Origin of the sequence: Castellaniella defragrans 65Phen (genome assembly GCF_000612685.1) — a bacterium.
In the GTDB taxonomy this organism is placed as follows: domain Bacteria; phylum Pseudomonadota; class Gammaproteobacteria; order Burkholderiales; family Burkholderiaceae_B; genus Castellaniella; species Castellaniella defragrans.
Window position 1 is genome coordinate 1,769,856 of record NZ_HG916765.1, and the last position, 26,002, is coordinate 1,795,857.

The following is a 26,002-nucleotide window of genomic DNA, read 5'->3' on the forward strand; positions in this document are numbered from 1 at the left end:
GGCCGTCTCCGGGCTAATCGCCGCGCCGCGCGCCCAGCCGGTGCAGCAGCGTTTCCAGGAAGCACCATTTCGTCAGCCCGCTCTGCAGCAGGTTCAGGCCGACGAACACGGTGAAGGCCAGCCACCATTGGCTGTGGAACCAGGGGCTGGCGGGCGCGCCCAGCAGCAGCGAGAGCAGGATGAAACCGCCGGCGAAGAGGCGGACCAGTTGCCAGGAAGTCATGGCGAGTCTCCTTGGTGGATGAGGGAACGGGGACGCTTGCGGTAGGCGCCGAAGACCATCAGCGGGATGACGACGAGCGTCAGCGCGGTGGACACGGCGATGCCGAAGATCAGGGAAATGGCCAGGCCGTTGAAGATCGGATCGTCCAGGATGAAGAGCGCGCCCAGAATGGCGGCCAGCCCCGTCAGCAGGATGGGCTGCGCGCGCACGGCGGCCGATTCGACCACGGCGCGGGGGAAGTCCGCGCCCTCGCGCAGGCGCAGCAGGATGAAGTCCACCAGCAGGATGGAATTGCGCACGATGATCCCGGCCAGGGCGATCATGCCGATCATGCTGGTGGCGGTGAACTGCTTGCCCAGCAGCGCGTGGCCCGGCATCACGCCGATCAGCGTCAGCGGGATCGGCGCCATGATGATCAGCGGCATCAGGTAGGACCCGAAATGCGCGACCACCAGGAGGTAGATCAGCATCAGGCCGACGGCGTAGGCCAAGCCCATGTCGCGGAAGGTCTCGTAGGTGATCTGCCATTCGCCGTCCCACTTGATCGAGTAGCCGCGCCACCCGTCCTCGGGCGGGCCGGTGAAGTATTCCGCCAGCGGGCCGCCGTCAGGGGCCGCGAGTTCGCGCAGCGCGGCGCGGGCGGCGAACATGCCGTAGAGCGGGCTGTCCACCGCGCCGGCCATGTCCGCCGTGACGTAGTGCACCGGCAGCAGGTCCTTGCGATGGATCGGCTGTTCGCGTTGCGCGCGGACCTCGCGCACCAGTTCGCCGACCGGGACGGCCGCGCCGCCGGCGCCGCGGACCGGCAGCTGGAGCAGGGCGCCGGGGTCGCCCTGGCGCTCCGGCGGCAGGCGCAGCACGATGGCGGTCGGGCGGGTCAGCCCGTCGCGCAGGTAGCCCACGGCGGCGCCGTCCAGGCCCGCCCGCAGCGTCTGGACGATGGCCGCCTGGGAGACGCCGGCCTGCGCCGCGCGCTCGCGGTCCACGGCCAGCACGATCCGGGGCGCCGGCTCGATGCCGCTGTCGTCCACGTCCACCATGCCCGGCGTCCGTTCAAATACGCCGCGCACCGCGCGCGCCAGCGCCTGGCGCCCGGCCGCGTCCGGGCCGTGGATTTCCGCCACGATGGGCGCCAGCACCGGCGGGCCGGGCGGCACCTCGACCACCTGGATGGCGGCGCCGTGGCGCGCGGCGATCGCCTGCAGCGCCGGGCGCAGCCGCATGGCGATGGCGTGGCTCTGGGCGTCGCGCGCGTCCTTGTCCACCAGGTTCACCTGGAGGTCGCCCAGCGCCGGGTCGCGCCGCTGGTCGTACTGGCGCACCAGCCCGTTGAAATTGATCGGCGAGGCGGTGCCGGCGTAGGTCTGGACGTCGCGGACCTCGGGCTGGGCGAGCAGGTGGTCGCCCAGCGCCTGCAGCACGGCGTCGGTGCGTTCCACCGGCGTGCCCGAGGGCAGCTCGACCACCACCTGGAATTCGGACTTGTTGTCGAAGGGCAGCATCTTGAGTTCGACCAGCCCCGCGACCGGCATCAGGGCCGAGCCCAGCACCAGCAGCAGGACCGCCAGGCCCAGCAGCCCGCGGTTGCGGCCGGCCCGCGGGCCTTCCAGGAACGGCGGCAGCAGCCGGCGGAACAGCGCCGCGGCGCGGCCCGTGCCGGCGCCGTGGGCCGCGGCCGCGCCGGCCGCCGGGCGCGGGCCGATGCGCAGCGCCAGCCAGGGGGTCAGCGTCAGGGCGATCAGCAGGGAAATCAGCATGCCCATGCTGGCGTTGACCGGGATGGGGCTCATGTACGGGCCCATCAGCCCGCTGACGAAGGCCATCGGCAGCAGGGCGGCGATCACCGTGAACGTCGCCAGGATGGTGGGGCCGCCCACCTCGTCCACGGCGGCCGGGTTGCGCAGACGCGCCGCCGTGTCCGGCGCCAGGCCGGCGTGGCGGTGGATGTTTTCCACCACCACGATGGCGTCGTCCACCAGGATGCCGATGGAGAAGATCAGGGCGAACAGCGACACCCGGTTCAGCGTGAAGCCCCAGGCCCAGGAGGCGAACAGAGTCGCCGCCAGCGTCAGGCCCACCGCAATGCCGACGATGGCAGCCTCGCGGCGGCCCAGCGCGAACATCACCAGCAGCACCACCGACAGCGTGGCGAAGGCCAGCTTGTGGATCAGCGCCTGCGCCTTGGCGTCGGCCGTGGCGCCGTAGTTGCGCGTTTCCGTGACCTCGACACCGGCGGGGATGACCGTGCCGCGCAGCGCCTCGACGCGCCGCGCCAGCGCGTCGGCGACGGCGATGGCGTTCTCGCCGGGCTTCTTGGTGATGGCCAGGGTGACGGCGGGCTGGGGATCGCCGCCGGCCTGGCCGGCCGCGCGGTGGCTCACGTAGTCGCGGGCGGGCGGCGGGCCATCGTCGACGCCGGCCAGCTCGCGCAGCCGCACCGGGCGCCCGCCGCGCTGCGCCACGATCAGTTCGGCCACGTCCCGCGCCGTGGACAGGAAGGGGCCCGCGTCCACCACCAGGGCGTGCCCGCCGGACACCAGCTCGCCGGCGCGCACGCCCTGGTTCGCGTCGGCGAGCGCCTGGGCCACATCCTGCACGGTGATGCCCGCGGCCGCCATGCGCGCCGGATCCAGGTCCACGCGCACCGTGTGCGCGGCCCCGCCGATGATCCACACGTCGCGCGTGCCCGCCACCCGCTTCAGGTCCGATTCGATGCCGCGCGCGACCAGCGCCAGGTCGTGCGGGCTGGCGTCGGGGGCATGCAGGGTGAGCGCGACGATGGGCACGTCGTCCACGCCCCGGGTGCGCACGACCGGCGGCTGCACCCCCAGGTCGGGTGGCAGCCAGTCGGCCTGGGTGCGCAGGGTGTCGTGCAGCCGCACCAGGGCCTGGGCGTGCGGCACGCCGACGCGGAACTGCACCGTCAGCAGCGCCAGCCCCGGCGCGGACATCGAGGCGACGTGCTCGGTGCCTTCCATGCGGGCGAGCATCCGCTCGGCCGGCAGGGCGATCGTCTGCTCGACGTCGTGCGCCGACGCGCCCGGCCACGCCAGGGCCACGGTCGCCATGGTGACGTCGATCTGGGGTTCTTCCTCGCGCGGGGTGGCCCACACGGCGAACAGGCCGGCGAGCAGCAGGGCCAGCGCCAGCAGCGGCGTCAGGCGGCTGTCCTGGAACAGGGCGGCGAGCCGCCCGGCGATGCCGAGTCTCGTGTCCATGGCGCTCTCACTCGGCGGGGCGGATGCGCCCGGGATCGAGCACGACCCGCTCGCCGGCGTCCAGTCCGGCCAGGATCTCGGTCGCGTCGCCGGCCTCCGGGCCGGGCCGCACCTGGCGCAGGCGCGCCGCGCCGTCGGCACCGAGGACGTAGACCCCGGCCACGCCCGTGCGCCGCACGATCGCCCGGGTGGGAATCCACAGGCGCGTGCGCGCCGTGTCGCGCAGCTCGAACGCGATGCGCACGGGGGAGCCGGGCGCCGGGCCGCGCGCGCCCGGCGGCAGGGCCAGGCGCACGGTGCCGGTCAGGCTGGCGGCGTCGCGCGCCGGCAGGACCTGCACCGGCAGCCCCTCGGGCGGCGCCGGGACGTCGGCCGGCCCCGCCGCCCGGGCGCGCGGCGCCAGGCGGCCGATGAAGCGCTGCGGGACTTCGGCGCGGATGCGCAGGGCGCCGGGGTCGAACAGCACCGCCAGCGGCTGGCCGGGCATGACCATGTCCCCCAGGTGCGCGTCCAGCCGCCCGAGCAGCCCGTCGTGCGGGGCGAGCACGGTGAAGTGCCCGCTGCGCGCCTCGGCGGCGCGCGCCTGGGCTTCGCGCGCGTCGGCCTGGGCGCGCGCCGCCGCCAGCCGGGCGCGGGCCTGGTCATAGGCGGCCCGGCTGACGTAGCGCTGCTCGTACAGCGCCTTGCGGCGCGCGTATTCGGCCTGGGCCAGGGCCAGTTCCGCGCGCGCCTCGCCGGCCAGGGCGCGGGCCGCCTCGCGCGCCTGGCCGGCGTCGGCGCCGTCCAGCCGCAGCAGCACCTGGCCGGCGCGCACCGCGTCGCCCGCCTGGACCTCGACGGCGGTGACGGCGCCGGCGACCTGCGCGGCGATCGTCGCCTGGCGCACGGCCTCGACGACGCCATCGATCTCCAGCCGGTCGGGGGATTCGACGGCCAGCACCGGCGCGGTGGGCGGGGCTTCGCCGGCCCGGGCCGCAGGCAGGGGCCCCGTCAGCAGCAGTCCGGCCAGCAGGCCGGCCGCGAGAAAGGAAGAATCGCTACGCATGGCAAGGTGGTCATGAGGATCGTTCGGTGCTATTATTTAACTAATAACGCAAATAGTCAATTTGCTAATTGATTGCTTGCGTCAACCATCAGCGATACACTATGCGCCATTCCATAGCCTGCGAATTCATCGAGATGGGACGCCTGCCCCCCGAAGTGCTGGAACCGGTCGCCGCCTATTTCCGGGCCCTGTCCGAGCCCACCCGGCTGCACATCCTCAGCCTGCTGCGCCAGCAGGAACACAACGTGGGCGAGCTCGCCCAGCTGTGCGACTACACCGCGGCCAACATCTCCCGCCACCTCTCCGTGCTGAAGAAGCACGGCCTGGTCGCGCGCGAGGCGCGCGGCAACAGCGTCTACTACCGGATCGCCGACCCCTCGGTCAATGCCCTGTGCGATCTCGTCTGCGGCAGCATCCTGCGGCAGATCGAGCAATCCGCCGCGCAGCGGGCGGCCTTCGCCGCGCTGCGCGAAGACTTGCCAGAACCTCTCCCCGACTTTTCCCGAAAGGAGTCCTCATGAAAGTCAATATCGGCACGATCGACCGCGTCCTGCGCCTGATCCTCGGCCTCGTCCTCATCGTGCTCGCGGCCAACGGCACGATCGGCTGGTGGGGCTGGCTGGGCCTGGTGGCGGTGGCCACCGCCCTGTTCCGCTTCTGCCCGCTGTACACGCTGCTGGGCATCAACACCTGCCCGCTGAAGGCGCGCGAATGACGTCCCGCGGCTGATCTTCGGCGGCGCGGCTCAGCCGCGCCGCCGGATCAGCACGGCGCCCCAGGCCAGCCCCAGGAGCGCGGCCGTCAGCGAGCCCAGCAGCACGCCCAGCTTCGCGGCGGCGAGCAGGCTCTCGTCGGCGAAGGCCAGCATGGCGATGAAGATCGACATCGTGAAGCCGATCCCGGCCAGCAGGCCGACCAGGCACACGCCGCCCCAGCCCACCCCGGGCGGCAGGCGGCACCAGCCCAGGCGCACCACCAGCCAGCTCGCGCCGATCACCCCGGCCGCCTTGCCGGCCACCAGCGCCACGGCCACGCCGATCATCACCCATTGCGGTCCCGCCAGGGACAGGTCCACGCCGCCGAAGGCGACCCCGGCATTGGCCAGCGCGAACAGCGGCATGATCCCGAAGGCCACCCACGGATGCAGCGCCGCCTGCACCCGCACCACCGGCGGACGCATTTCCCGCTGCGCCAGACGCAGCCGCCGCAGCGGCCCGGCCAGATCCGCGGCATCCGGTTCCCCGGCGCCCGCCGCCGCCCCGGCCTTGCGCCCGAGCAGCTCGCCCACCGCGCGCGAGAGCGCGTCCAGCGGCCGTTCGCGCATGGGAATCGAGCGCACCGGCGTCATCAGACCCAGGACCACGCCGGCCAGGGTGGGGTGGGCGCCGGTGATCAGCAGTCCGCCCCAGACGACCGCCCCCGGGATCACGTAAGCCAGGGCCGAGCCCGCGCCGATGCGCTGCAGGCCGACGACCATCAGGATTCCCAGGATCGCCACCAGGAAGCCGCCGTACTGCAGGCCGCCGGAGTAGAAGAAGGCGATGATCAGCACCGCGGCGATGTCGTCGATGATGGCCAGCGCCAGCAGGAACACGCGCACGTTGGCCGGGATCGAGCGGCCCAGCAGCGCCAGCACGCCGACGGCGAAGGCGATGTCGGTGGCGGTCGGGACCGCCCAGCCGGCGCGGCTGGCGGGGTCGGCATTGAGCGCGGCGTAGATCAGCGCCGGGACGGCCACGCCCCCCAGGGCCGCGGCCAGGGGCAGCCCCGCCTGGCGCAGGCCGCTGAGCGCGCCTTCGTGGATCTCGCGGCGGATTTCCATGCCGACGACCAGGAAGAACACCGTCATCAGGGCGTCGTTGATCCAGAAGTGCAGGGATTGCGAAAAGACGAAGCCGCCCAGTCCGACGGACAGCGGCGTGTGCCAGAGCGCGTGGTAGCTGGGGGCGAGCGGGGAATTGGCCCAGATCAGGGCGCCGGCGGCCGCCAGCAGGAGAATGGCGCCGCCGATGGCTTCGACGTGGAGAAAGCGTTCGAGCGTGGCGAAGGCGCGTTGGGCAAGCAGTTGCGCGCGCGGGATGTCGCGCGACGGGATCCTGGACATGGTCGTGGGCTTCCTGCGCGGCGGCCCGACCTGCGCGTTGTCCTGTCCCGCCGCACGATGCGGCTAACACCCGAAACGGCATCATTCTACATGATGTCGCGCCGGGCCCCGCGGCCCGGCCCTACAGGCTTCCCAGCCGCGACCGCTGCGCCCTGACCTTTTCCAGGGTCTCGCCGAACTGGGCCAGGCGGGCCTTTTCCTGCTCGACCACCGCCGCCGGGGCGCGCTCGACGAAGCTGGCGTTCGACAGCTTGCCGGAGGCCTTGGCGATCTCCTTTTCCAGCCGGTCGATTTCCTTGTCCAGGCGCGCGCGCTCGGCGTCCAGGTCGATCTCCACGTGCAGCATCAGCTGCGTGGCGCCCACCACCTGGACGGGGGCGCCCAGGTCCGGCAGGCGGTCCACGGCCTGGACGCTTTCCAGGCGCGCCAGCGCCACCAGGTAGGGCGCCAGTTCGTCGAGCCCGGATTCCGCGCCCTGGACCAGCAGCGGCACGCGCTGGCCCGGCGCCAGGCCCATTTCCCCGCGCAGGGCGCGGATCGCGTCGGTGAGCGACTTCAGCGCCGCCATGCGCCCGGCCGCCGCCGCGTCGCGCAGGTCGTCGCGGGCCGTCGGCCAGGGCTGGACGCTGACGCTGGCGGGCGCGTCGGCGGCGCGCACGCCGGCCGCCACCGAGACCTTCTGCCAGAGTTCCTCGGTGATGAAGGGCATGATCGGGTGGACCAGCCGCAGCAGGGTTTCCAGCACGTGGATCAGGGTGCGGCGCGTGGCCGCCTGCTGCACGGCGTCGCCCGTCTGCAGGCGGACCTTGGCCAGCTCCACGTACCAGTCGCAGTATTCGTCCCAGATGAAGTGGTACAGGCGGTCGGCGACCTGGTCGAAGCGGTATTGCGCGAAGCCGGCGTCCACCTCGTCGATCAGCCGCTGCAGGCCGTCGATGATCCAGCAGTCGGCGAAGGACAGGTCGCCCGCGCGCGGCTGGCCCAGGTCGTGGCCTTCGACGTTCATCAGCACGAAGCGCGTGGCGTTCCAGAGCTTGTTGCAGAAATTGCGGTAGCCCTCGCAGCGCTTCAGGTCGAAGTTGATGTTGCGTCCCAGCGTGGCGTAGGCCGCCATGGTGAAGCGCAAGGCGTCCGCGCCGTAGGCCGGGATGCCCTCGGGGTAGTCCTTGCGGGTGCGCTTGCGGATCGCGTCGGCCTGCTTCGGGTTCATCAGGCCGGCGGTGCGCTTGGCGATCAGCGGCTCCAGGGCGATGCCGTCGATCAGGTCCACCGGGTCGATGGTGTTGCCCTTGGACTTGGACATCTTCTTGCCTTCCATGTCGCAGACCAGGCCATGGACGTAGACCGTGCGGAAGGGCACCTCGCCGGTGTGGTGCATGCTCATCATGATCATGCGCGCCACCCAGAAGAAGATGATGTCGAAGCCCGTGACCAGCACGCCCGACGGCAGGTAGCGCGCCAGGTCGGGGGTCTGCTCGGGCCAGCCCAGGTCGGTGAAGGGCACCAGGGCGGACGAGAACCAGGTGTCGAGCACGTCCGGGTCGCGCGTGAGCGGGCCTTGCACGCCGGCGGCGCGCGCCTGGCGTTCGGCGTCCTCGGCCGAGCGGGCGACGAAGATGCGGCCGTCGGGCGCGTGCCAGGCGGGGATCTGGTGGCCCCACCAGAGCTGGCGGGAAATGCACCAGTCCTGGATCTTCTCCAGCCACTGGTTGTAGGTGACGGTCCAGTTTTCCGGGACGAACTTCACGCGGCCGTCGGCCACCACCTCCAGGGCCACCTGGGTGATGCTCTTGCCGGGATGCAGGCTGCCGTCGGGCGCGGGCTTGCTCATCGCCACGAACCACTGGTCGGTGAGCATCGGCTCGATCACGCTGTTGGTGCGGTCGCCGCGCGGCACCATGAGCTTGTGGGCGCGCACCTGCTGCAGCAGGCCCTGGGCTTCCAGGTCGGCGACGACGCGCTTGCGCGCCTCGAAGCGGTCCAGGCCGCGGTAGGCCTCGGGGGCCGCGTCGCCGATCTTCGCGTCCAGGGTCAGCACGCTGATCATGTCCAGGCCGTGGCGCTGGCCGACGGCGTAGTCGTTGAAATCGTGCGCGGGGGTGACCTTGACCACGCCGGTGCCGAACTCGCGGTCGACGTAGTCGTCGGCGATGACGGGGATCGCGCGCCCGACCAGGGGCAGGACGACGCTGCGGCCGATCAGGTGGGCGTAGCGCCCGTCCTCGGGGTGCACCATCACGGCGACGTCGCCCAGCATGGTTTCGGGGCGCGTGGTGGCGACCACCAGATGGGTCAGCCCGTCCACGGGCTCGGCCAGCGGATAGCGGATTTCCCACATGTGGCCGTCTTCCTCGGTGCTGACGACCTCCAGGTCGGACACCGCGGTGCCCAGCACCGGGTCCCAGTTCACCAGGCGCTTGCCGCGGTAGATCAGGCCCTGCTCGTACAGGCGCACGAAGACCTCCACCACGCCGCGCGACAGGCGCTCGTCCATGGTGAAGTATTCGCGCGACCAGTCGCAGGACGAGCCCAGGCGGCGGAACTGGCCGGTGATGGTGCTGCCGGATTGTTCCTTCCAGGCCCAGACGCGCTCCAGGAACTTGTCGCGGCCCAGGTCGTGGCGCGACACGCCCTCGGCGTCGAGCTGGCGCTCCACCACGATCTGGGTGGCGATCCCGGCGTGGTCCGTGCCGGGGATGAAGACCGTGTCGTCGCCGCGCATGCGGTGGTGGCGGATCAGGCCGTCCATGATGGTCTGGTTGAAGGCGTGCCCCATGTGCAGGGTGCCGGTGACGTTGGGCGGCGGGAACTGGATGGCGAAGGATTCCGGCGTCCGGCCCGCGGCGGGCTCGGCGTGCCGGCCTCCCGCGAACAGGCCGCGGCGATTCCACTCGTCGTACCAGCGGGACTCGATGTCCTGGGGTTCAAAGCTCTTGGGCAGGGAGGGGGAGGCGGAATCGCTCATGGGGTTCTTCTGGGGCTCGGGAGGGGCCGGCGGCGAAGAGGGCCGGCGGCAAAAAAACGATCATTTTAGGCGCATGGGGGGAAAACTGCGCATGGTAAAATGCGCGGTTGACCAAGAGGGAGCCCCCAGCCGCTTGCCCGGAGGCCTCCCAGCCCTGTCGCCGGCCCGGTCTTCGGGGCGGCCGCGGCGTCGTCATTCTACATTTACACCGGAAAACCCCGTTTTCCATTCCTACACGGAAACTTCCATGGCTATTGAACGTACCCTTTCCATCATCAAGCCCGATGCCGTCGCCAAGAACGTCATCGGCGAGATCGTCGCCCGCTTCGAGAAGGCCGGCCTGACCGTCGTGGCCGCCCAGCTGCGCCAGCTCTCGCGCGGCGAGGCCGAGCGCTTCTACGCCGTGCACAAGGAACGCCCCTTCTTCAAGGACCTGGTCGATTTCATGGTGTCGGGCCCGGTGTTCGTCCAGGTGCTGGAAGGCGAATCCGCCATCTCCAAGAACCGCGACCTGATGGGCGCGACCGATCCCAAGAAGGCCGCGCCGGGCACGATCCGCGCCGACTTCGCCGAGAGCATCGATGCCAACGCGGTGCACGGCTCCGACGCCCCGGAAACGGCGGCCGTCGAGATCGCCTTCTTCTTCCCCGAAAGCAACATCCACAGCCGCTGATCGCGGCGCGGTCCCCGGCGATGCCGGGGGCCGGCCCGCTTTGCCGCAGCCTTTCCTCACAAGCCTTCCCCATGTCTGGCGCCGAAACCATCAACGTCCTGGGTCTGGACCCGGCCTCCCTCGAAGCCCTCGTGGCGCAGTGGGGCGGCAAGCCCTTTCGCGCGCGCCAGCTGTCGCAGTGGGTGCACCAGCGCGGCGTCGACCGCTTCCAGGACATGAGCGACCTGGCCAAGGATTTCCGCGCCCGCCTGGAAGCCCACTGCGTCGTGCAGGCGCCGCCGCTCAACCTGGAAAAGCGCTCCGCCGACGGCACCCGCAAGTGGCTGTTCGACATGGGGCTGGGCAACGCCATCGAGACCGTCTTCATCCCCGAGGACGACCGCGGCACGCTGTGCATCTCCAGCCAGGCCGGCTGCACCGTGGCCTGTCCGTTCTGCTCCACGGGCTACCAGGGCTTCAGCCGCAACCTGAGCACCGCCGAGATCGTCGGCCAGCTGTGGTACGCCAACCGCGCGCTGCGCGAAGACCCCGCGGCCGCGCGCCTGGGCGCCCCGCCCGAGGAATCCCACCGCGCCGTCAGCAACGTCGTCATGATGGGCATGGGCGAGCCCCTGCTGAACTACGACCAGGTCCTGGGCGCCCTGCGCCTGATGCTCGACGACCACGCCTACGGCCTGTCGCGCCGCCGCGTGACCGTATCCACCTCCGGCGTGGTTCCCATGATCGACCGCCTGGCGCGCGACTGTCCGGTGGCGCTGGCGGTGTCGCTGCACGCGCCCAACGACGAACTGCGCGACCGGCTGGTGCCGCTGAACCGCAAGCACCCGCTCGACGAGCTGCTCGACGCCTGCAACCGCTACCTGGAACACGCGCCGCGCGACTTCATCACCTTTGAATATATTATGCTCGACGGGGTGAACGACGCCGACGAGCACGCGCGCCAGCTGATCGAGGTGGCCAGGCGGGTGCGCTGCAAGTTCAACCTGATTCCCTTCAACCCCTTTCCGCAGTCCGGCCTGCGGCGTTCCCCGGCGGCGCGCATCCGCCTGTTCTCCCAGCGGCTCGTCGACGCCGGCCTGGTGGTGACGGTGCGCAAGACGCGCGGCGACGACATCGACGCCGCCTGCGGCCAGCTGGCGGGAGAAGTCCGCGACCGGACGCGCATCACCGAACGGCTGCCCGACCGGGCGAAGATCGTCATACGCAAAAAGGAGCATGGATGAGCGAAACCCCCCTCGACGGGCTGCCGCGCCAGGAGACCTCCCCGGGCCAGGAGGCGCTGACGCTGGGCGATGCGCTGAAGGCCATGCGCGAGGCGCGCGGCCTGTCGCTGTCCGAAGTCTCCGCGCGCATCAAGTATTCCTCCGTGCAGCTCGGCTACCTGGAAGCGGGCGACTGGCCGCGCCTGCCCGACGGCGTGCCCCTGCGCGGCCTGGTGCGCAACTACGCGCGCTTCCTGGGCACCGACGTCGATGCCGCCCTGAAGCTGCTCGACGACGCCGTCGGCCCGACCGGCCCGCGGCCCGCCGTCACGACCCTGGGCGCCCGGCGCGTCCTGCAGCAGGCCGACATGACGCCCAAGGGCGAGCCGGCCCACCGCACCTGGGCCTGGCTGCTGCTGATCCTGGTGCTGTTCTGCGTGGTCGGCGTGTACGCGGTCAACCGCGGCTGGGTGCCCGACGAATGGCTGGTGTTCGATTGGCTGAGGGCGTTGCGTCGATGACCGCCGATTCCGTGAATCCCGAACCGGCCGCCGCGCCCCGGCGGCCGACCCGCGCCGTCGCCGTGCGCTGGGGCGGCCACGTGGTCCAGGTGGGCGGCGACGCCCCGGTCGTGGTGCAGTCCATGACCAACACCGACACGGCCGATCCCCGGGCCACCGCGCAGCAGGTGCGCGAGCTCTGGCGGGCCGGCTCCGAACTGGTGCGCGTCACCGTCAACACCCCCGAGGCCGCCGCCCAGGTCGCCGCCCTGCGCGACGAGCTGGACCGCATGAACGTGCCGGTCCCCCTGGTGGGGGACTTCCACTACAACGGCCACAAGCTGCTGACCCAGTTTCCGGACTGCGCCCAGGCGCTGTCCAAGTACCGCATCAATCCGGGCAACATGGGCGGCGGCAAGCGCCGCGACGACAACTTCGCGCAGATGATCGAGGTCGCCTGCCGCCACGACAAGCCGATCCGCATCGGCGTGAACTGGGGCAGCCTGGACCACGAACTGCTGGCGCGGATGATGGACGAGAACGCCGCCCGGCCCGTGCCCTGGTCGGCCAACGCGGTGATGCGCGAGGCCCTGGTGGTCTCGGCCATCAGCAACGCCGAGCGCGCCCAGGAACTGGGCCTGCGCGGCGACGCCATCGTGCTGTCCTGCAAGGTCAGCCACGTCCAGGACCTGATCGCCGTCTACCGCGACCTCTCGCGCCGCTGCGACTACCCGCTGCACCTGGGCCTGACCGAGGCCGGCATGGGCTCCAAGGGCATCGTCGCCTCCACGGCGGCCCTGGCGGTGCTGCTGCAGGAAGGCATCGGCGACACGATCCGCATCTCGCTCACCCCCGAGCCCGGCGGCGACCGCAGCCGCGAAGTCGTCGTCGCCCAGGAAATCCTCCAGACCATGGGCCTGCGCGCCTTCACGCCCATGGTGGTGGCCTGCCCGGGCTGCGGGCGCACCAGCAGCACGGTGTTCCAGGAACTGGCCGCCAGCATCCAGGCCTTCCTGCGCGCGCAGATGCCGGTCTGGAAGACCCGGTACCCCGGCGTCGAGAACATGCACGTTGCCGTCATGGGCTGCGTCGTCAACGGCCCCGGCGAAAGCCGCCACGCCGACATCGGCATCAGCCTGCCCGGCACGGGCGAAGTCCCGTCCGCGCCGGTGTACGTGGACGGCGAGCGCACCGTGACGCTCAAGGGCGACCACATCGCCCAGGAATTCCAGGCCATCGTCGAAAATTACGTGGCCCGGCGCTACGGACGGGAGCAGGGCGCCGAGCCCGCGCGCCGCCCGGGCGTCGTGGCGCGGCATACGAACTGAATCCATGTCCGAATTCAAGAAAGTCGCCGGCCTGACCGGCATGAAGGATGCCCTGCCGCCGGAAACCGCGCGCTGGGAACGGCTCGAAGCGCTCGTGCGCGACTGGCTGGCCGCCTACGGCTACCAGAACCTGCGCACGCCGGTGCTGGAGCACACCCGCCTGTTCGCGCGCGGCATCGGCGAGGTCACCGACATCGTCGAAAAGGAAATGTATTCCTTCATCGATCCCCTGAACGACGAGCGCCTGACGATGCGGCCCGAATTCACCGCCGGCATCGTGCGCTCGGCGATCGAGCACAATTTCCTCTACGACCGTCCGCGCCGCGTCTACGCGATGGGGCCGGTGTTCCGGCACGAACGCCCGCAGCGCGGCCGCTACCGCCAGTTCCACCAGATCGACGTCGAGGCCCTGGGCTTTCCCGGGCCGGACGTGGACGCGGAGCTGATCGTGATGCTGGCGCGCCTGTGGCGCCTGCTGGGCCTGAAGGACATCCGCCTGGAGCTCAATTCCCTGGGCCAGGCGGCCGAGCGCGCCGCGCACCGCGCGGCCCTGGTCGCGCACCTGGAAAAGCACCTCGACGTGCTCGACGAGGAAGCCCGCCGCCGCATGCACAGCAACCCGCTGCGCGTGCTCGACACCAAGAATCCCGCCATGCAGGACATGGCCAACGCCGCGCCGCGCCTGTTCGACTTCCTGGGCGCCGAGTCCCTGGCGCACTACCGGGGCCTGTGCGACCGGCTCGACGACGCCGGCATCGCCTACACGCTCAACCCGCGCCTGGTGCGCGGGCTGGATTACTACAATCTGACCGTCTTCGAGTGGGTCACCGACCGCCTGGGCGCCCAGGGCACGGTCTGCGGCGGCGGCCGCTACGACGGCCTGATCGAACTGCTGGGCGGCAAGCCCGCGCCGGCGGTGGGTTTCGCCATCGGCATGGAACGCCTGCTCGACCTCTGGCAGCAGGACGCGCCCGACCAGGATCCGGCCGAATGCCAGGTCTACCTGGTCCACCAGGGCGAGGCCGCCCAGCGGCGCGCGGCGCGGCTCGCCGAGTCCTTGCGCGATGCCGGGCTGCGGGCACTTGTCCATGCCGGTTCGACTGGGTTTAAATCACAGTTTCGCCGGGCCGACGCCAGCGGCGCCGTGGCCGCCGTCGTCCTCGGCGAGGACGAGCTGGCCGCGGGCATGGCGAGCGTGAAATGGCTGCGTACCGGCGCCGCCGGCGACGGGCAGCAGGAATCGGTCGCCTTCGACCGGCTGGCCGCGCACCTCCAACAAAGGATCTGAACACAGGCATGGCATACGATCTCGAAGAACAGGAAAAACTCGACGCGCTGAAGGCCTGGTGGGAACGCTACGGCACGCTTTCCATGGCCCTGGTCTTCGCCGTGCTGGCCGTGTTCGCCGGCTGGCGCGGCTGGCAGTGGTACCAGTCGCACCAGGCCAACCAGGCCATGGGCTACTACGAGGCCCTCGAAGCCGCCGCGGCCCAGCCGGGCGACGACGCCGTGGCCCGCATCAAGGCGGCCAGCACCGCCCTGCGCGACGACTACGCCAAATCCGGCTACGCCGCGCGCGGCGTGCTGGTGGCGGCCTGGGCCCTGCAGGAACGCAAGGACCTGGACGGCGCCCGCGAGCAGCTCGAATGGCTGGCGCGCAACGACACCGTCCCGGCGCTGCGCGCCGTGGCCCGCCTGCGCCTGGCCGGCGTGCTGCTGGCGCAGAAGCAATACGAGCCCGCCCTGGCCCAGCTCCAGGGCACGCCGCCCGCCGGCTTCGCCGGCCTGTATGCCGACCGCCGCGGCGACATCCTGGCCGCGCAGGGCGAGCCCGCCCAGGCCGTCCAGGCCTGGAAGGAAGCCCTCAAGTCCCTGGGCGCGGATCCCGCCGCCCAGATCGTCCAGCTGAAAATCGATGCCCTGAACGGAGCCTGACCCCATGCGATCCTCTTCCCGCCTGTTTCGTGCGGCGCTCGTCGGCCTGGTCGCCGCCGGGCTGTCCGGCTGCGGCCTGTTTTCCCAGTCCGACGCCCGCTTCGATCCCGCGCCGCTGACCGACTACGCGCCTTCGCTGGCGGTGTCGGCGCGCTGGTCGACTTCCATCGGCAGCGGCGGCGGCTACGGCTTCTCCCCCGAACTGGTGGGCGACACCCTGTACGCCGCCACCCCCTCGGGCGCCGTGGCGGCGCTGGACGCCGCTTCCGGCGCGCTGCGCTGGCGCGTCGAGGCCGGCGCGCTGTCGGCCGGGGCCGGCAGCGACGGGCGCGTGATCGCGGTGGCCACCCAGTCGGGCATGGTCCTGGCCTACGACGCGCAGGGCAAGGAGCTCTGGCGCAGCCAGGCCGCCAGCGCCGTCAACGTGCCGCCCGCCGTGGGCAACGGCATCGTCGCGGTGCGCACCACCGACTACCGCATCCAGGCCTTCGACGCGGCCACCGGCAAGCTGCGCTGGAACGTGCAGCGCCCCGGCCCCGCGCTGGCGCTGCGCACCAGCTTCCGCATGCTGCCGGTGCCCAACCTGCTGATCGCCGGCATGCCCAACGGCCGCCTGATGGTGATCGACGCCGCCTCCGGCGCCGTGCGCTGGGAAGGCGCGGTCTCTGCCTCGCGCGGGGCGTCGGATCTGGAACGCATCTCCGACGTGGTCGGCGAGCCCGTCGTCGTCGGCCCGCTGCTGTGCGGCGTCAGCTACCAGGGCCGCACGACCTGCTTCGACGTGTCCCAGGGCGGGCGCCCCGTCTGGTCCCGGGAAGTCTCTTCCGCCACCGGCATGAACACCGACGGCCAGCGCCTGTATCTGGCCGACGCGAGCGACACGGTGCATGCGCTCGACCTGAAGGACGGCCACGAGCTCTGGAAACAGGCGGCGCTGCTCAACCGCCGCCTGAGCGCCCCCGTGCCGGCGGGCTCCGCCGTGGCCGTGGGCGACTACGAAGGCTACCTGCATTTCCTGTCGCGCGCCGACGGCGCCCCGATGGCCCGCCTGCAGGTGGGCGGCGGGCCGGTCGTCTCGGCCCTGGTGCCGACCCCGCATGGCGTGGTGGTCCAGACGGGCGACGGCAAGCTGATCCTGGTGGGCGTTGGTGGCTGATACGCGCTTCAAGCCGGTCGTCGCCCTGGTCGGGCGCACGAACGTCGGCAAATCGACCCTGTTCAACCGCCTGACGCGTTCGCGCGCGGCGCTGGTGGCGAACATCTCCGGGCTCACCCGCGACCGCCACTACGGCGAGGGGCGGGTGGGCGAGCATCCCTACATCGTGGTCGACACCGGCGGTTTCGAGCCGGTCGCCACGCGCGGCATCCTGGTCGAGATGGCGCGCCAGACGACCCAGGCCATCGCCGAATCCGACGTGGTGATCTTCCTGGTGGACGGGCGCGAAGGCATCAATGCGCACGACCACGAAATCGCCCGCCTGCTGCGCAAGTCCGGGCAGCGCGTGCTGCTGGCCGTGAACAAGGCCGAGGGCATGCGCCATCACGCCGATCTGGCCCAGTTCCACGAACTGGGCCTGGGCGAGCCGCACCCGATCTCGGCGGCGCACGGCGACGGCGTGTCGGCCCTGGCCGACGAGGCGCTCGCCCCGCTGCTGGCCGAGCGGGCGGCCGAGCAGGCCGCCGAGGATGCCGCGCACCCGGACGCGGCGGACGAAGGCGCGGCGGGCGAGGGCGGCGCGCCCGACCACCGCATCAAGCTCGCCATCGCCGGCCGGCCGAACGTCGGCAAGTCCACCCTCATCAACACCCTGGTGGGCGAGGACCGCGTCATCGCCTACGACCTGCCCGGCACCACGCGCGACGCCATCGAGATCGAGTTCGAGCGCGGCGGCCGCCGCTACACGCTGATCGACACCGCCGGCCTGCGCCGCCGCGGCAAGGTCTTCGAGACCGTGGAAAAGTTCTCGGTCATCAAGACGCTGCAGGCGATCGAGGCCGCCAACGTCGTGCTGCTGCTGATCGATGCGCGCGAAGGCATTTCCGACCAGGACGCCCACATCGCCGGCTTCATCACAGAAGCCGGCCGCGCCCTGGTGGTGGGCCTGAACAAATGGGATGCGGTGAACCGCGAACAGCGCGAATGGGTGCAGCGCGAATACGACCGCAAGCTGCGCTTCCTGTCCTTCGCCCGCGTACTGAACCTCTCGGCCCTGAAAGGGCAGGGGGTCGGCCCCGTGCTCAAGGCCGTCGAAGCCGCGCACGCCGCCGCCTTCGCCAAGCTGTCCACGCCGAAGCTCACCCGCGTGCTGCGGGCGGCCGTGGAACAGCAGCCGCCTCCGCGCAAGGGCATCTTCCGGCCCAAGATGCGCTACGCCCACCAGGGCGGGCAGAATCCGCCGCGCATCATCATCCACGGCAACGCCCTGGACGCGGTGCCGGATTCCTACCGCCGCTACCTCGAAGGCCAGTTCCGCGACGCCTTCAAGCTGGCCGGCACGCCGCTGTCGGTCGAATTCAAATCCTCGCACAATCCCTATCTGAAGGACGAGTCGTGAGCACGCTCTGGAGCGATCACATCGCCGGCCTGGTTCCCTACGTGCCGGGCGAGCAGGCCCGCATTCCGAACCTGCTGAAGCTGAACACCAACGAAAATCCATACGGGCCCTCGCCCCGGGCGATCGAGGCCATGCGCGCCGCCCTGTCCGACGACATGCGCCTGTACCCCGACTACCAGGCGCTGGACCTGCGCCGCACGATCGCGGACCGCTTCGGCCTGGCGCCCGACCAGGTGTTCCTGGGCAACGGCTCCGACGAGATCCTGGCGCACGTCTTCAACGCGCTGTTCCTGCGCGGCGGCCGGCCGCTGTGGCTGCCCGACGTGACCTACAGCTTCTACAAGACCTACTGCCGCCTGTACGCCGTGCCGCACCGGCTGATCCCGCTGGACGAGGATTTCGTCCTGCGGGCGGCGGACTACACCGGCGCGGCCGATCCCGAGCCCGCCGGCGTCATCTTCGCCAATCCGAACGCGCCCACCGGCCGCGCCCTGTCCCTGGACGAGATCGCCGCCATCGCGCGCGCGCGCCCCGACAGCGCCGTGGTGGTGGACGAGGCCTACGTGGACTTCGGCGCGGAATCGGCGGCCGCGCTGATCGGCGAGTGCCCCAACGTCCTGGCGGTCCACACCCTGTCCAAGTCCCGTTCGCTGGCGGGCCTGCGGGTGGGCTACGCGCTGGGCGGCGCCGACCTGATCGCCGGGCTGACGCGCGTGAAGGACAGCTTCAATTCCTACCCCCTGGACCGCGTGGCCCTCGCCGGCGCCCAGGCGGCGATCGAGGACGAGGCCTGGTTCGACCGCACCCGGCACGCCGTGATCGAGGCCCGCGAGCAACTGGCACGGGACTTGCGCACCCTGGGCTTCGAGGTGCTGCCTTCGCAGGCGAATTTCGTCTTCGCGCGCCATCCGCAGCGCGACGCCGCCGCGATCGCCGCCGGCCTGCGCGAGACCGGCATCCTGGTGCGGCATTTCCGCGTGCCGCGCATCGACCAGCACCTGCGCATCACCGTGGGTACGCCGGAACAGTGCGCCCGCCTGTGCGCTGCGCTGCGCGCATGGCTGTCCGTGCCGGCCTGAACCGGGCCGGCGGCGAGGCCGCAAAGCACCGATGGCGAAACGCATTAAAATAGAACCTCCACCATAACTTCAATAACCGGAGCCTCGTCCATGAGCAACAAAGGGCAAATTCTTCAAGACCCATTCCTGAACGCCTTGCGCAAGGACCACGTGCCCGTCTCGATCTACCTGGTCAACGGGATCAAGCTGCAGGGCCAGGTCGAATCCTTCGACCAGTACGTCGTGCTGCTGCGCAACACGGTCACCCAAATGGTCTACAAGCACGCCATCTCCACCGTCGTGCCTGCCCGCCCCGTTTCCTTCCAGGTGGACGACTCTGCCGAATAATCCGCCGTCATCCACCCTTTCGCCCGCCGCGCGCCCCGGCCCGGCGGGCATTCGTTTTGTGATGGGCTGCACATGAAGTCGCTCGTCATTAGCGTCGACCTGGGCGAGCCCGACTACGCGGCCCATGCCGAGGAATTCCTCATGCTCGCCAGCGGGGCGGGGGCCGACATCGTCGAAGTCCTCACCGCGCGGCGCAGCCGGCCGGACGCCGCCGGCTTCATCGGCTCGGGCAAGATCGAGGAAGCCACCGCCCTGGTCAAGGCCACGAGGGCCGAGGTCGTGCTCTTCGACCAGGCCCTCACGCCCGCCCAGCAGCGCAACCTGGAACGCCACTTCGAGGTCCGCGTCGTCGATCGGGTGGCGCTCATCCTGGACATCTTCGCCCTGCGCGCCAAGAGCCACGAAGGCAAGCTCCAGGTCGAACTCGCCCAGCTGCAGCACCTGTCCACCCGGCTGACCCGGATGTGGACCCACCTGGAACGCCAGCGCGGCGGCATCGGCGTGCGCGGCCCCGGCGAATCGCAGCTGGAAACCGACCGACGCCTGATCGGCGTGCGCGTGCGCGCCCTGAAGGAACGCCTGGAGCGCGTCCAGCGCCAGCGGCTCACCCAGCGGCGCGCCCGGGTGCGCGGCAAGACCCTGTCGGTGTCCCTGGTCGGCTACACCAACGCCGGCAAGTCCACCCTGTTCAACGCCCTGACGCGGGCCGACGCCTACGCCGCCGACCAGCTCTTCGCCACCCTGGACACCACCACGCGCCGCGTCTGGATCGAAGGCGCCGGCCAGGTCGTCGTGTCCGACACCGTGGGCTTCATCCGGTCGCTGCCGCCGATGCTGATCGCCGCCTTCCGGGCGACCCTGGAAGAAACCGTCCATGCCGACCTGCTGCTGCACGTGATCGACGCGGCCAGCCCGCAGCGCGACGAGCAGGCCGCGGCGGTCAACCAGGTCCTGCGCGACATCGACGCCCACGAAATCCCGCAGATCCTGGTCTACAACAAAATCGACGTGGCGGGATACGAGCCGCGGGTCGAGCGAAACGAACATGGTACGATTGCGCGAGTCTTCGTCAGCGCCCTGCAGCGCAGCGGGCTGGACGGCTTGCGGCAGTCGATCGTTGAATTTGGTGGGGAGCCTACGGGAAACAATGCGTTTGATGAAACTGTTCAACCTGAATGATCCGGGCTGGGGGCGGGGCGGCCAGAACCAGAACGACGACTCCCGCGGCAAGCCCGACCCATCCTCCGGCCCGCCCGACCTCGACGAGGTCTGGCGCGATTTCAGCCGGCGCCTGAACAGCCTGTTCGGCCGCCGCGGCGGCGGACGCGGTCCCCGTCCGCCCTCGGGCGGCGGCCTGCCGTCCCTGCCCGGGCCCTCGCCCCGCTTCGTGCTGCTGCTGGTCGTCGCGGCCGTGCTGCTGTGGCTGGCGAGCGGCTTCATGATCGTCCAGGAAGGCCAGGTGTCCGTCGTCACCCGCTTCGGGCAGTATGTCAAGACGCTCAATCCAGGCCTGCAGTGGCGCCTGCCGTACCCCATCGAGGCCGCCCAGCCGGTCAACATCGCCCAGCTGCGCACCTTCGAGGTCGGCTTCCGCGGCTCGTCGCGCAACAAGGTCCTGTCCGAATCGCTGATGCTCACCAACGACGAGAACATCGTCGACGTGCAGTTCGTGGTGCAGTACCGGCTGCTGCCCGACGGCGCCCCGGCCTACCTGTTCAACACCAGCCAGCCCGACGAGTCCGTGCGCCAGGCGGCCGAGACCGCCATGCGCGAGATCGTCGGCCGCAAGCCCATGGACTTCGTCCTGTATTCGGGCCGCACCGAGGTCGCTTCCGAGGTCCAGGCCCTGGCGCAGTCCATCCTGGACCGCTACAAGACCGGCATCCAGATCTCCACCGTGGCCATCCAGAACGTCCAGCCGCCCGAGCAGGTCCAGGCCGCGTTCGACGACGCCGTCAAGGCCGGCCAGGACCGCGAGCGCCAGATCAACGAAGGCAACGCCTACGCCAGCAAGGTCATTCCCGAGTCCGAGGGCCAGGCGGCCCGCATGATCCAGGAATCCGAAGGCTACAGCGCCAAGGTCATCGGCCAGGCCCAGGGCGACACCTCGCGCTTCGACAGCATCGCCGCCGAATATGCCAAGGCGCCCGGCGTCACGCGCGAGCGCCTGTACCTGGAAACCATGCAGGACATCCTGAGCGACAGCGCCAAGATCATGATCGACGCGCCGGTGGGCAACAACATGCTCTACCTGCCGCTCGACAAGATCATGGGCCAGGCCGCGCGCACGGCCGGGGGCTCCTCCTCATCGGGTTCGCGCGACGCCGGCTCGTCCGGCGGATCGGCGCCGGCCGCCGCCGGCGGCGCCCAGGCCGCCCAGGGGCAGTCCGGCTCCGGCCGTGCGTCGCAGCGGGGCGTGCCCTCCGGCCTGGACGGCCTGATGACCAGCCCGTATTCCAACTAGGAGCCCAAGATGCAACGCTTTTTTCCCGCCCTGGTCGGTCTGGTCGTGCTGGTCGCGGTGCTGTCCTCGTGCATGTTCGTCGTGCGCGAGCGCGATTCCGCGCTGCTGTTCGCCCTGGGCGAAGTCCGCGAAACCATCACCAAGCCGGGGCTGTACTTCAAGTTCCCGCCGCCCTTCGAGAACGTCGTCTACCTGGACAAGCGGCTGCAGACCATCGAGACGCGCGATCCCGAACGCATCCAGACCGCCGAAAAGAAAAACCTGCTGATCGACTCCTTCGTCAAGTGGCGCATCGCCGATCCGCGCCAGTACTACGTCACCTTCGGCGCCAACAGCAATGCCGCGGTCGAGCGCCTCCAGGCGCAGATCCGCGACGCCCTGAATGCCGCCGTCAACGTGCGCACTGTCAAGCAGGTCGTCTCCAGCGACCGCGACACCATCATGAAGGAAATCCAGACCGCCGTGGCGCGCCGCGCCCAGCCGCTGGGCGTGGACGTGGTCGACGTGCGCCTGCGGCGCATCGATTTCGCGCCGGAGATCTCCGAATCCGTCTACCGCCGCATGGAAGCCGAACGCAAGCAGGAAGCCAACCGCCTGCGCGCCAGCGGCGCGGCCGACAGCGAACGCATCCGCGCCGAGGCCGACCGCAAGCGCCAGGAAATCCTGGCCAGGGCCTACGCCGAAGCCCAGGCCAAGCGCGGCGAGGGCGATGCCACCGCGGCCGCCATCTACGCCAAGTCCTACGGCCAGGACCCCGAGTTCTACAGCTTCTACAAAAGCCTCGACGCATACCGCTCGGCCTTCGCCGACCAGAACGGCACCCTGGTCCTGAGCCCGGATTCGGACTTCTTCCGCTTCTGGGACCGCGCCGCGGGCGGCCAGTCCGCCGCGCAGCCCGCCGCACGCTGAACGAGGACCGACCGACCATGATGTCAAGCTGGCTGCTGCCGGAAAACCTGTCGGACGTCCTGCCCGCCGAGGCGCGCCGCATCGAGGAATTGCGCCGCGAACTGCTGGACCTCTACCGCACCTACGGCTTCGAGCTCGTCGCCCCGCCGATGGTGGAATACCTCGACTCCCTGATGCCGGCCAACGACGAGGCCCTGCGCCTGCGCACCTGCAAGCTGGTGGACCAGCTCTCGGGCCTGACCATGGGCGTGCGCGCCGACATGACCATCCAGGTCTCGCGCATCGACGCCCATCTGCTCAACCGCGAGGGCGTCACCCGGCTGTGCTATTGCGGGCCGGTGGTGCATGCGCGCGCGGCCGGCCTGATGGCCGACCGCGAGCTGCTGCAGATCGGCGCCGAGATCTTCGGCCACGCCGGCGTGCAGGCCGACATCGAATCGATCCGCCTGGCGCTGGAATCCGTGCGCCGCGCCGGCGTGCGCCAGCCGCGCCTGGACCTGAACCATCCCGGCGTCGGACGCGCCCTGGTGGATGCCGATCCGGCCCTGGCCGAGGCCGGGGACGCGGTCTTCGACCTGCTCAGCGCCAAGGACGCACCCGGCCTGGAAGCCCTGTGCGCCGAATGCGGCGCGCGCGCCGACAGCCTGGCCGCGCTGCGCACCCTGACCACCCTGTACGGCGGCCTGCCGGTGCTGGACCGCGCCCGCGAATGCCTGCCGGCCCTGCCGGCCCTGCGGGCCGCGCTGGACGACCTGCGGACCCTGTGCGCGGCCCTGCCGGACGCGCCCATCGCGCTGGACCTGGCGGACATGGGGGGGGGCTACGGCTACCACTCCGGCGTCATGTTCGCCATCTACGCGGCGGGCTGGCACGACGCCCTGGTGCGCGGCGGCCGCTACGACGGCATCGGCCGCAAGTTCGGCCGCGCCCGGCCGGCCACCGGTTTCAGCCTGGACCTGCGCAAGCTCTCCGCGGGCCTGCCCGACGCGCAGCCCATCCAGGCCATCCGCGCGCCCTGGTCCGACGATCCCGCCCTGACGGACGCCATCCGCGCGCTGCGCGCCCAGGGGCGCGTGGTGATCCAGGCGCTGCCGGGCGAATCCCAGCGTCCGGACGAATTCTTCGTCGATCAGGAATTGGCCGCCACCGGCGACGGCTGGGCGCTGCGCCCCCTGGACGGCGCCGCCTGAGCGGCGGCATCCGCCGGACATCGTCACCGATGGTATAAACTAACCCGTTTCCCATGGCGGCATTCCGTCGCCTTTTGAAAGACCTATGAGCAAGAACATCGTCGTGATCGGCACCCAGTGGGGTGACGAAGGCAAGGGCAAGATCGTCGATTGGCTGGCCGAGTCGGCCCAGGGCGTCGTGCGCTTCCAGGGCGGCCACAATGCCGGCCATACCCTGTGGATCAACGGCCGCAAGACCATCCTGCGCCTGATCCCCTCGGGCATCATGCATCCGCACGTCACCTGCTACATCGGCAACGGCGTGGTGCTCTCGCCCGAGGCCCTGCTGGCCGAGATCGGCGAACTCGAAGCCGCCGGCCTGGACGTGCGTTCGCGCCTGCAGATCTCCGCCGCCTGCCCGCTGATCCTGCCCTACCACGTGGCGCTGGACCAGGCCCGCGAGGCGCGCAAGGGCGAAGGCAAGATCGGCACCACGGGCCGCGGCATCGGCCCCGCGTACGAGGACAAGGTCGCGCGCCGCGCGTTGCGCGTGCAGGACCTGTACGATCCGGCCGTGTTCGACGAAAAGCTCGCCGAGGTCCTCGACTATCACAATTTCGTGCTGACCCGCTACCTGGACGCCAGGCCGGTGGACGCCGGCGAGGTGCGCGACCTGGTCATGGGCCTGGCGCCGCGGCTCGAGCCCATGGTGGCCGACGTCTCCAGCAACCTGCACATCGCGCGCCGCGCCGGGCACAACCTGCTCTTCGAGGGCGCGCAGGGCACGCTGCTGGACATCGACCACGGCACCTATCCCTTCGTCACCAGCAGCAACTGTGTGGCGGGCGCCGCGGCGGCCGGCGCGGGCGTCGGCCCGCAGGTCCTGGACTACGTCCTGGGCATCGCCAAGGCCTACACCACGCGCGTCGGCTCGGGCCCGTTCCCCACCGAGCTGCTGGACGACACCGGCCTGCGCCTGGCCACGGTGGGCAAGGAATTCGGCTCGGTCACGGGGCGTCCGCGCCGCTGTGGCTGGTTCGACGGCGCGGCCATGAAGCGCTCGGTCATGATCAATGGCCTGACGGGCCTGTGCATCACCAAGCTGGACGTGCTCGACGGCGTCGAGCAGCTCAAGATCGGCGTGGGCTACCGCTACAAGGGCAAGTTCCTCGACGTGCTGCCCTACGGCGCCCATGCCGCCGCCGAGGCCGAGCCCGTGCTGGAAGAAATGGCCGGCTGGTCCGAGTCCACGGTGGGCATCACCGAATACGACAAGCTGCCGGTCAACGCGCGCCGCTACCTCGAACGCATCGCCGAAGTCTGCGACGTGCCGATCGACATGGTCTCGACCGGCCCCGACCGGCTGGAAACCATCGTCCTGCGCAATCCCCTGCAGGGCTGACGCGCCGGAACACCCCGAAACCGCAAGCCTGCTTGCGGTTTTTTCATTCTTTTTTTTTCATTCTTCTTCACTCGAACGGGAAACACCGATGAGCATGCCACCGAGCACGGAGCGCGACCTCTGGGTCAGCTGGGAACAGTACCATGGCCTGATCGAGCGCCTGGCGCTGCAGGTCCACGAATCGGGCTGGGCCTTCGACAAGATCCTCTGCCTGGCGCGCGGCGGCGTGCGGGTGGGCGACGTGCTGTCGCGCATCTTCGACCTGCCGCTGGGCATCCTGGCGACCAGCAGCTACCGCGAGGCGGCCGGCACGGTCCAGGGCCAGCTCGACATCGCCCAGTTCATCACCATCACGCGCGGCACGCTGGACGGCCGGGTGCTGCTGGTGGACGACATGGTGGATACCGGCCTGACCTTCACCCGGGTGCGCGACCACCTGGTCAGGCAGTTTCCCGGCATCACCGAACTGCGCACCGCCGTGCTGTGGCAAAAAGGCCATGCCAAGGTCCAGCCCGACTACTTCGTCGAGCACCTGCCGACCAACCCCTGGATCCACCAGCCTTTCGAGGACTACGACAGCCTGCGTCCGCACCAGCTGGAATCCTGGATCCGCAAGGGCGTGCGCACGGCGTATCCGGATTCGTCGAAGTAATCCTGTTTTTGGGCTCGGGCCCTGTTTTCCGGCTCGGGTCCCGTTTTCCGGGGTGCGCGCCGGTTTTCACTTGCGGCTGGACTCTTTCGCGGATTTTTCTGCATGCGCCCGGCCCGACGGCCCCTGGGTTCCGGGACAGGCTGCGAACAGTCCCCCCACTCAGGGGCCATCGGGCCTCGGGTCGGCGGCATGCGGGGGCTGGCGGGGGTTTGGTGTGCGGGGCCGATCGGCCGAGGTGCGCCCTGGAAGAAC

The 26,002-nt window shown here is 70.6% G+C and carries 23 protein-coding genes; 18 read left to right on the forward strand and 5 right to left on the reverse strand.

What is annotated here, in order from left to right; translation table 11 throughout:
- Positions 1-13: 13 nt before the first annotated feature.
- From BN940_RS07985 to BN940_RS07995, 3 genes are read right to left on the reverse strand one after another with little or no spacing between them, the layout of a single operon-like run.
- A complete protein-coding gene (locus tag BN940_RS07985) occupies positions 14-223 on the reverse strand; it encodes a YgaP family membrane protein (protein WP_043681892.1) in 210 nt (69 codons plus the stop codon).
- Entirely contained in the window at positions 220-3,441 is a 3,222-nt protein-coding gene (locus BN940_RS07990) for an efflux RND transporter permease subunit (protein ID WP_043681895.1), read from the reverse strand. The genes BN940_RS07985 and BN940_RS07990 overlap by 4 nt, the downstream gene beginning before the upstream one ends.
- Before the next feature lie 7 nt (positions 3,442-3,448).
- Positions 3,449-4,486 carry an efflux RND transporter periplasmic adaptor subunit gene (locus BN940_RS07995; protein ID WP_052355698.1) on the reverse strand — a complete coding sequence of 346 codons (1,038 nt, stop codon included), beginning with the start codon at positions 4,484-4,486 and terminating at the stop codon, positions 3,449-3,451.
- A gap of 134 nt (positions 4,487-4,620) precedes the next feature.
- Here BN940_RS07995 and BN940_RS08000 point away from each other — a divergent pair, with 134 nt between their 5' ends.
- Positions 4,621-5,007, forward strand: a complete 387-nt coding sequence (locus BN940_RS08000) for an ArsR/SmtB family transcription factor (protein WP_052356058.1) — start codon at positions 4,621-4,623, stop codon at positions 5,005-5,007.
- Positions 5,004-5,201 (forward strand): YgaP family membrane protein, encoded by a 198-nt coding sequence (locus BN940_RS08005; protein ID WP_043681898.1) that lies wholly within the window; start codon positions 5,004-5,006, stop codon positions 5,199-5,201. Before BN940_RS08000 ends, BN940_RS08005 begins: the two co-directional genes overlap by 4 nt.
- Positions 5,202-5,231: 30 nt before the next feature.
- Here BN940_RS08005 and nhaA read toward each other — a convergent pair whose 3' ends face one another.
- On the reverse strand, positions 5,232-6,590 hold the full coding sequence (gene nhaA, locus BN940_RS08010; protein WP_043681901.1) for a Na+/H+ antiporter NhaA: 1,359 nt from the start codon (positions 6,588-6,590) through the stop codon (positions 5,232-5,234).
- A 121-nt stretch (positions 6,591-6,711) separates the two neighbouring features.
- Positions 6,712-9,555 (reverse strand): valine--tRNA ligase, encoded by a 2,844-nt coding sequence (locus BN940_RS08015; RefSeq protein WP_043681904.1) that lies wholly within the window; start codon positions 9,553-9,555, stop codon positions 6,712-6,714.
- A 247-nt stretch (positions 9,556-9,802) separates the two neighbouring features.
- Between BN940_RS08015 and ndk the strand changes: the two genes are divergently transcribed.
- The 16 genes from ndk to BN940_RS08095 all read left to right on the forward strand — a co-directional run bounded on the left by ndk (position 9,803) and on the right by BN940_RS08095 (position 25,750).
- Complete coding sequence (ndk, locus tag BN940_RS08020; RefSeq protein WP_043681908.1) at positions 9,803-10,228, forward strand: nucleoside-diphosphate kinase; 426 nt, start codon at positions 9,803-9,805, stop codon at positions 10,226-10,228.
- Positions 10,229-10,299: 71 nt separating this feature from the next.
- Positions 10,300-11,451 carry a dual-specificity RNA methyltransferase RlmN gene (gene rlmN / locus BN940_RS08025; protein ID WP_043681911.1) on the forward strand — a complete coding sequence of 384 codons (1,152 nt, stop codon included), beginning with the start codon at positions 10,300-10,302 and terminating at the stop codon, positions 11,449-11,451.
- Entirely contained in the window at positions 11,448-11,951 is a 504-nt protein-coding gene (locus BN940_RS08030) for a helix-turn-helix domain-containing protein (protein WP_043681913.1), read from the forward strand. Before rlmN ends, BN940_RS08030 begins: the two co-directional genes overlap by 4 nt.
- On the forward strand, positions 11,948-13,258 hold the full coding sequence (ispG, locus tag BN940_RS08035) for a flavodoxin-dependent (E)-4-hydroxy-3-methylbut-2-enyl-diphosphate synthase (RefSeq protein WP_052355699.1): 1,311 nt from the start codon (positions 11,948-11,950) through the stop codon (positions 13,256-13,258). Before BN940_RS08030 ends, ispG begins: the two co-directional genes overlap by 4 nt.
- A 4-nt stretch (positions 13,259-13,262) precedes the next feature.
- Positions 13,263-14,546 (forward strand): histidine--tRNA ligase, encoded by a 1,284-nt coding sequence (hisS, locus tag BN940_RS08040; RefSeq protein WP_043681916.1) that lies wholly within the window; start codon positions 13,263-13,265, stop codon positions 14,544-14,546.
- Positions 14,547-14,554: 8 nt separating this feature from the next.
- Positions 14,555-15,193 carry a YfgM family protein gene (locus BN940_RS08045; RefSeq protein ID WP_043681918.1) on the forward strand — a complete coding sequence of 213 codons (639 nt, stop codon included), beginning with the start codon at positions 14,555-14,557 and terminating at the stop codon, positions 15,191-15,193.
- A 4-nt stretch (positions 15,194-15,197) separates the two neighbouring features.
- Complete coding sequence (gene bamB, locus BN940_RS08050) at positions 15,198-16,349, forward strand: outer membrane protein assembly factor BamB (RefSeq protein ID WP_043681920.1); 1,152 nt, start codon at positions 15,198-15,200, stop codon at positions 16,347-16,349.
- Positions 16,342-17,748, forward strand: a complete 1,407-nt coding sequence (gene der, locus BN940_RS08055) for a ribosome biogenesis GTPase Der (protein ID WP_043686398.1) — start codon at positions 16,342-16,344, stop codon at positions 17,746-17,748. Before bamB ends, der begins: the two co-directional genes overlap by 8 nt.
- The gene (gene hisC, locus BN940_RS08060; protein ID WP_043681923.1) at positions 17,745-18,827 is read left to right on the forward strand and encodes a histidinol-phosphate transaminase; all 1,083 of its coding nucleotides are present in this window, start codon (positions 17,745-17,747) and stop codon (positions 18,825-18,827) included. Before der ends, hisC begins: the two co-directional genes overlap by 4 nt.
- A 90-nt stretch (positions 18,828-18,917) precedes the next feature.
- The gene (gene hfq, locus BN940_RS08065; protein ID WP_043681925.1) at positions 18,918-19,154 is read left to right on the forward strand and encodes an RNA chaperone Hfq; all 237 of its coding nucleotides are present in this window, start codon (positions 18,918-18,920) and stop codon (positions 19,152-19,154) included.
- A gap of 72 nt (positions 19,155-19,226) precedes the next feature.
- On the forward strand, positions 19,227-20,333 hold the full coding sequence (hflX, locus tag BN940_RS08070; RefSeq protein WP_043681928.1) for a GTPase HflX: 1,107 nt from the start codon (positions 19,227-19,229) through the stop codon (positions 20,331-20,333).
- Complete coding sequence (gene hflK, locus BN940_RS08075; protein ID WP_043681931.1) at positions 20,302-21,618, forward strand: FtsH protease activity modulator HflK; 1,317 nt, start codon at positions 20,302-20,304, stop codon at positions 21,616-21,618. The genes hflX and hflK overlap by 32 nt, the downstream gene beginning before the upstream one ends.
- 9 nt (positions 21,619-21,627) lie before the next feature.
- On the forward strand, positions 21,628-22,527 hold the full coding sequence (hflC, locus tag BN940_RS08080) for a protease modulator HflC (protein ID WP_043681934.1): 900 nt from the start codon (positions 21,628-21,630) through the stop codon (positions 22,525-22,527).
- Positions 22,528-22,547: 20 nt separating this feature from the next.
- On the forward strand, positions 22,548-23,717 hold the full coding sequence (locus BN940_RS08085; protein WP_043686400.1) for an ATP phosphoribosyltransferase regulatory subunit: 1,170 nt from the start codon (positions 22,548-22,550) through the stop codon (positions 23,715-23,717).
- An 85-nt stretch (positions 23,718-23,802) separates the two neighbouring features.
- Positions 23,803-25,098, forward strand: a complete 1,296-nt coding sequence (locus tag BN940_RS08090; RefSeq protein WP_043681937.1) for an adenylosuccinate synthase — start codon at positions 23,803-23,805, stop codon at positions 25,096-25,098.
- 88 nt (positions 25,099-25,186) lie between these two features.
- Complete coding sequence (locus BN940_RS08095) at positions 25,187-25,750, forward strand: phosphoribosyltransferase (protein ID WP_043681940.1); 564 nt, start codon at positions 25,187-25,189, stop codon at positions 25,748-25,750.
- Positions 25,751-26,002 lie beyond the last annotated feature (252 nt).

Coding starts and splice junctions, on each gene's coding strand:
- BN940_RS07985 (WP_043681892.1), bottom strand. CDS start 223: ATGACTTCCTGGCAACTGGTCCGCCTCTTCGCCGGCGGTTTCATCCTG.
- BN940_RS07990 (WP_043681895.1), bottom strand. CDS start 3,441: ATGGACACGAGACTCGGCATCGCCGGGCGGCTCGCCGCCCTGTTCCAG.
- BN940_RS07995 (WP_052355698.1), bottom strand. CDS start 4,486: ATGCGTAGCGATTCTTCCTTTCTCGCGGCCGGCCTGCTGGCCGGACTG.
- BN940_RS08000 (WP_052356058.1), top strand. CDS start 4,621: ATGGGACGCCTGCCCCCCGAAGTGCTGGAACCGGTCGCCGCCTATTTC.
- BN940_RS08005 (WP_043681898.1), top strand. CDS start 5,004: ATGAAAGTCAATATCGGCACGATCGACCGCGTCCTGCGCCTGATCCTC.
- nhaA (WP_043681901.1), bottom strand. CDS start 6,590: ATGTCCAGGATCCCGTCGCGCGACATCCCGCGCGCGCAACTGCTTGCC.
- BN940_RS08015 (WP_043681904.1), bottom strand. CDS start 9,555: ATGAGCGATTCCGCCTCCCCCTCCCTGCCCAAGAGCTTTGAACCCCAG.
- ndk (WP_043681908.1), top strand. CDS start 9,803: ATGGCTATTGAACGTACCCTTTCCATCATCAAGCCCGATGCCGTCGCC.
- rlmN (WP_043681911.1), top strand. CDS start 10,300: ATGTCTGGCGCCGAAACCATCAACGTCCTGGGTCTGGACCCGGCCTCC.
- BN940_RS08030 (WP_043681913.1), top strand. CDS start 11,448: ATGAGCGAAACCCCCCTCGACGGGCTGCCGCGCCAGGAGACCTCCCCG.
- ispG (WP_052355699.1), top strand. CDS start 11,948: ATGACCGCCGATTCCGTGAATCCCGAACCGGCCGCCGCGCCCCGGCGG.
- hisS (WP_043681916.1), top strand. CDS start 13,263: ATGTCCGAATTCAAGAAAGTCGCCGGCCTGACCGGCATGAAGGATGCC.
- BN940_RS08045 (WP_043681918.1), top strand. CDS start 14,555: ATGGCATACGATCTCGAAGAACAGGAAAAACTCGACGCGCTGAAGGCC.
- bamB (WP_043681920.1), top strand. CDS start 15,198: ATGCGATCCTCTTCCCGCCTGTTTCGTGCGGCGCTCGTCGGCCTGGTC.
- hfq (WP_043681925.1), top strand. CDS start 18,918: ATGAGCAACAAAGGGCAAATTCTTCAAGACCCATTCCTGAACGCCTTG.
- hflX (WP_043681928.1), top strand. CDS start 19,227: ATGAAGTCGCTCGTCATTAGCGTCGACCTGGGCGAGCCCGACTACGCG.
- hflK (WP_043681931.1), top strand. CDS start 20,302: ATGCGTTTGATGAAACTGTTCAACCTGAATGATCCGGGCTGGGGGCGG.
- hflC (WP_043681934.1), top strand. CDS start 21,628: ATGCAACGCTTTTTTCCCGCCCTGGTCGGTCTGGTCGTGCTGGTCGCG.
- BN940_RS08085 (WP_043686400.1), top strand. CDS start 22,548: ATGTCAAGCTGGCTGCTGCCGGAAAACCTGTCGGACGTCCTGCCCGCC.
- BN940_RS08090 (WP_043681937.1), top strand. CDS start 23,803: ATGAGCAAGAACATCGTCGTGATCGGCACCCAGTGGGGTGACGAAGGC.
- BN940_RS08095 (WP_043681940.1), top strand. CDS start 25,187: ATGAGCATGCCACCGAGCACGGAGCGCGACCTCTGGGTCAGCTGGGAA.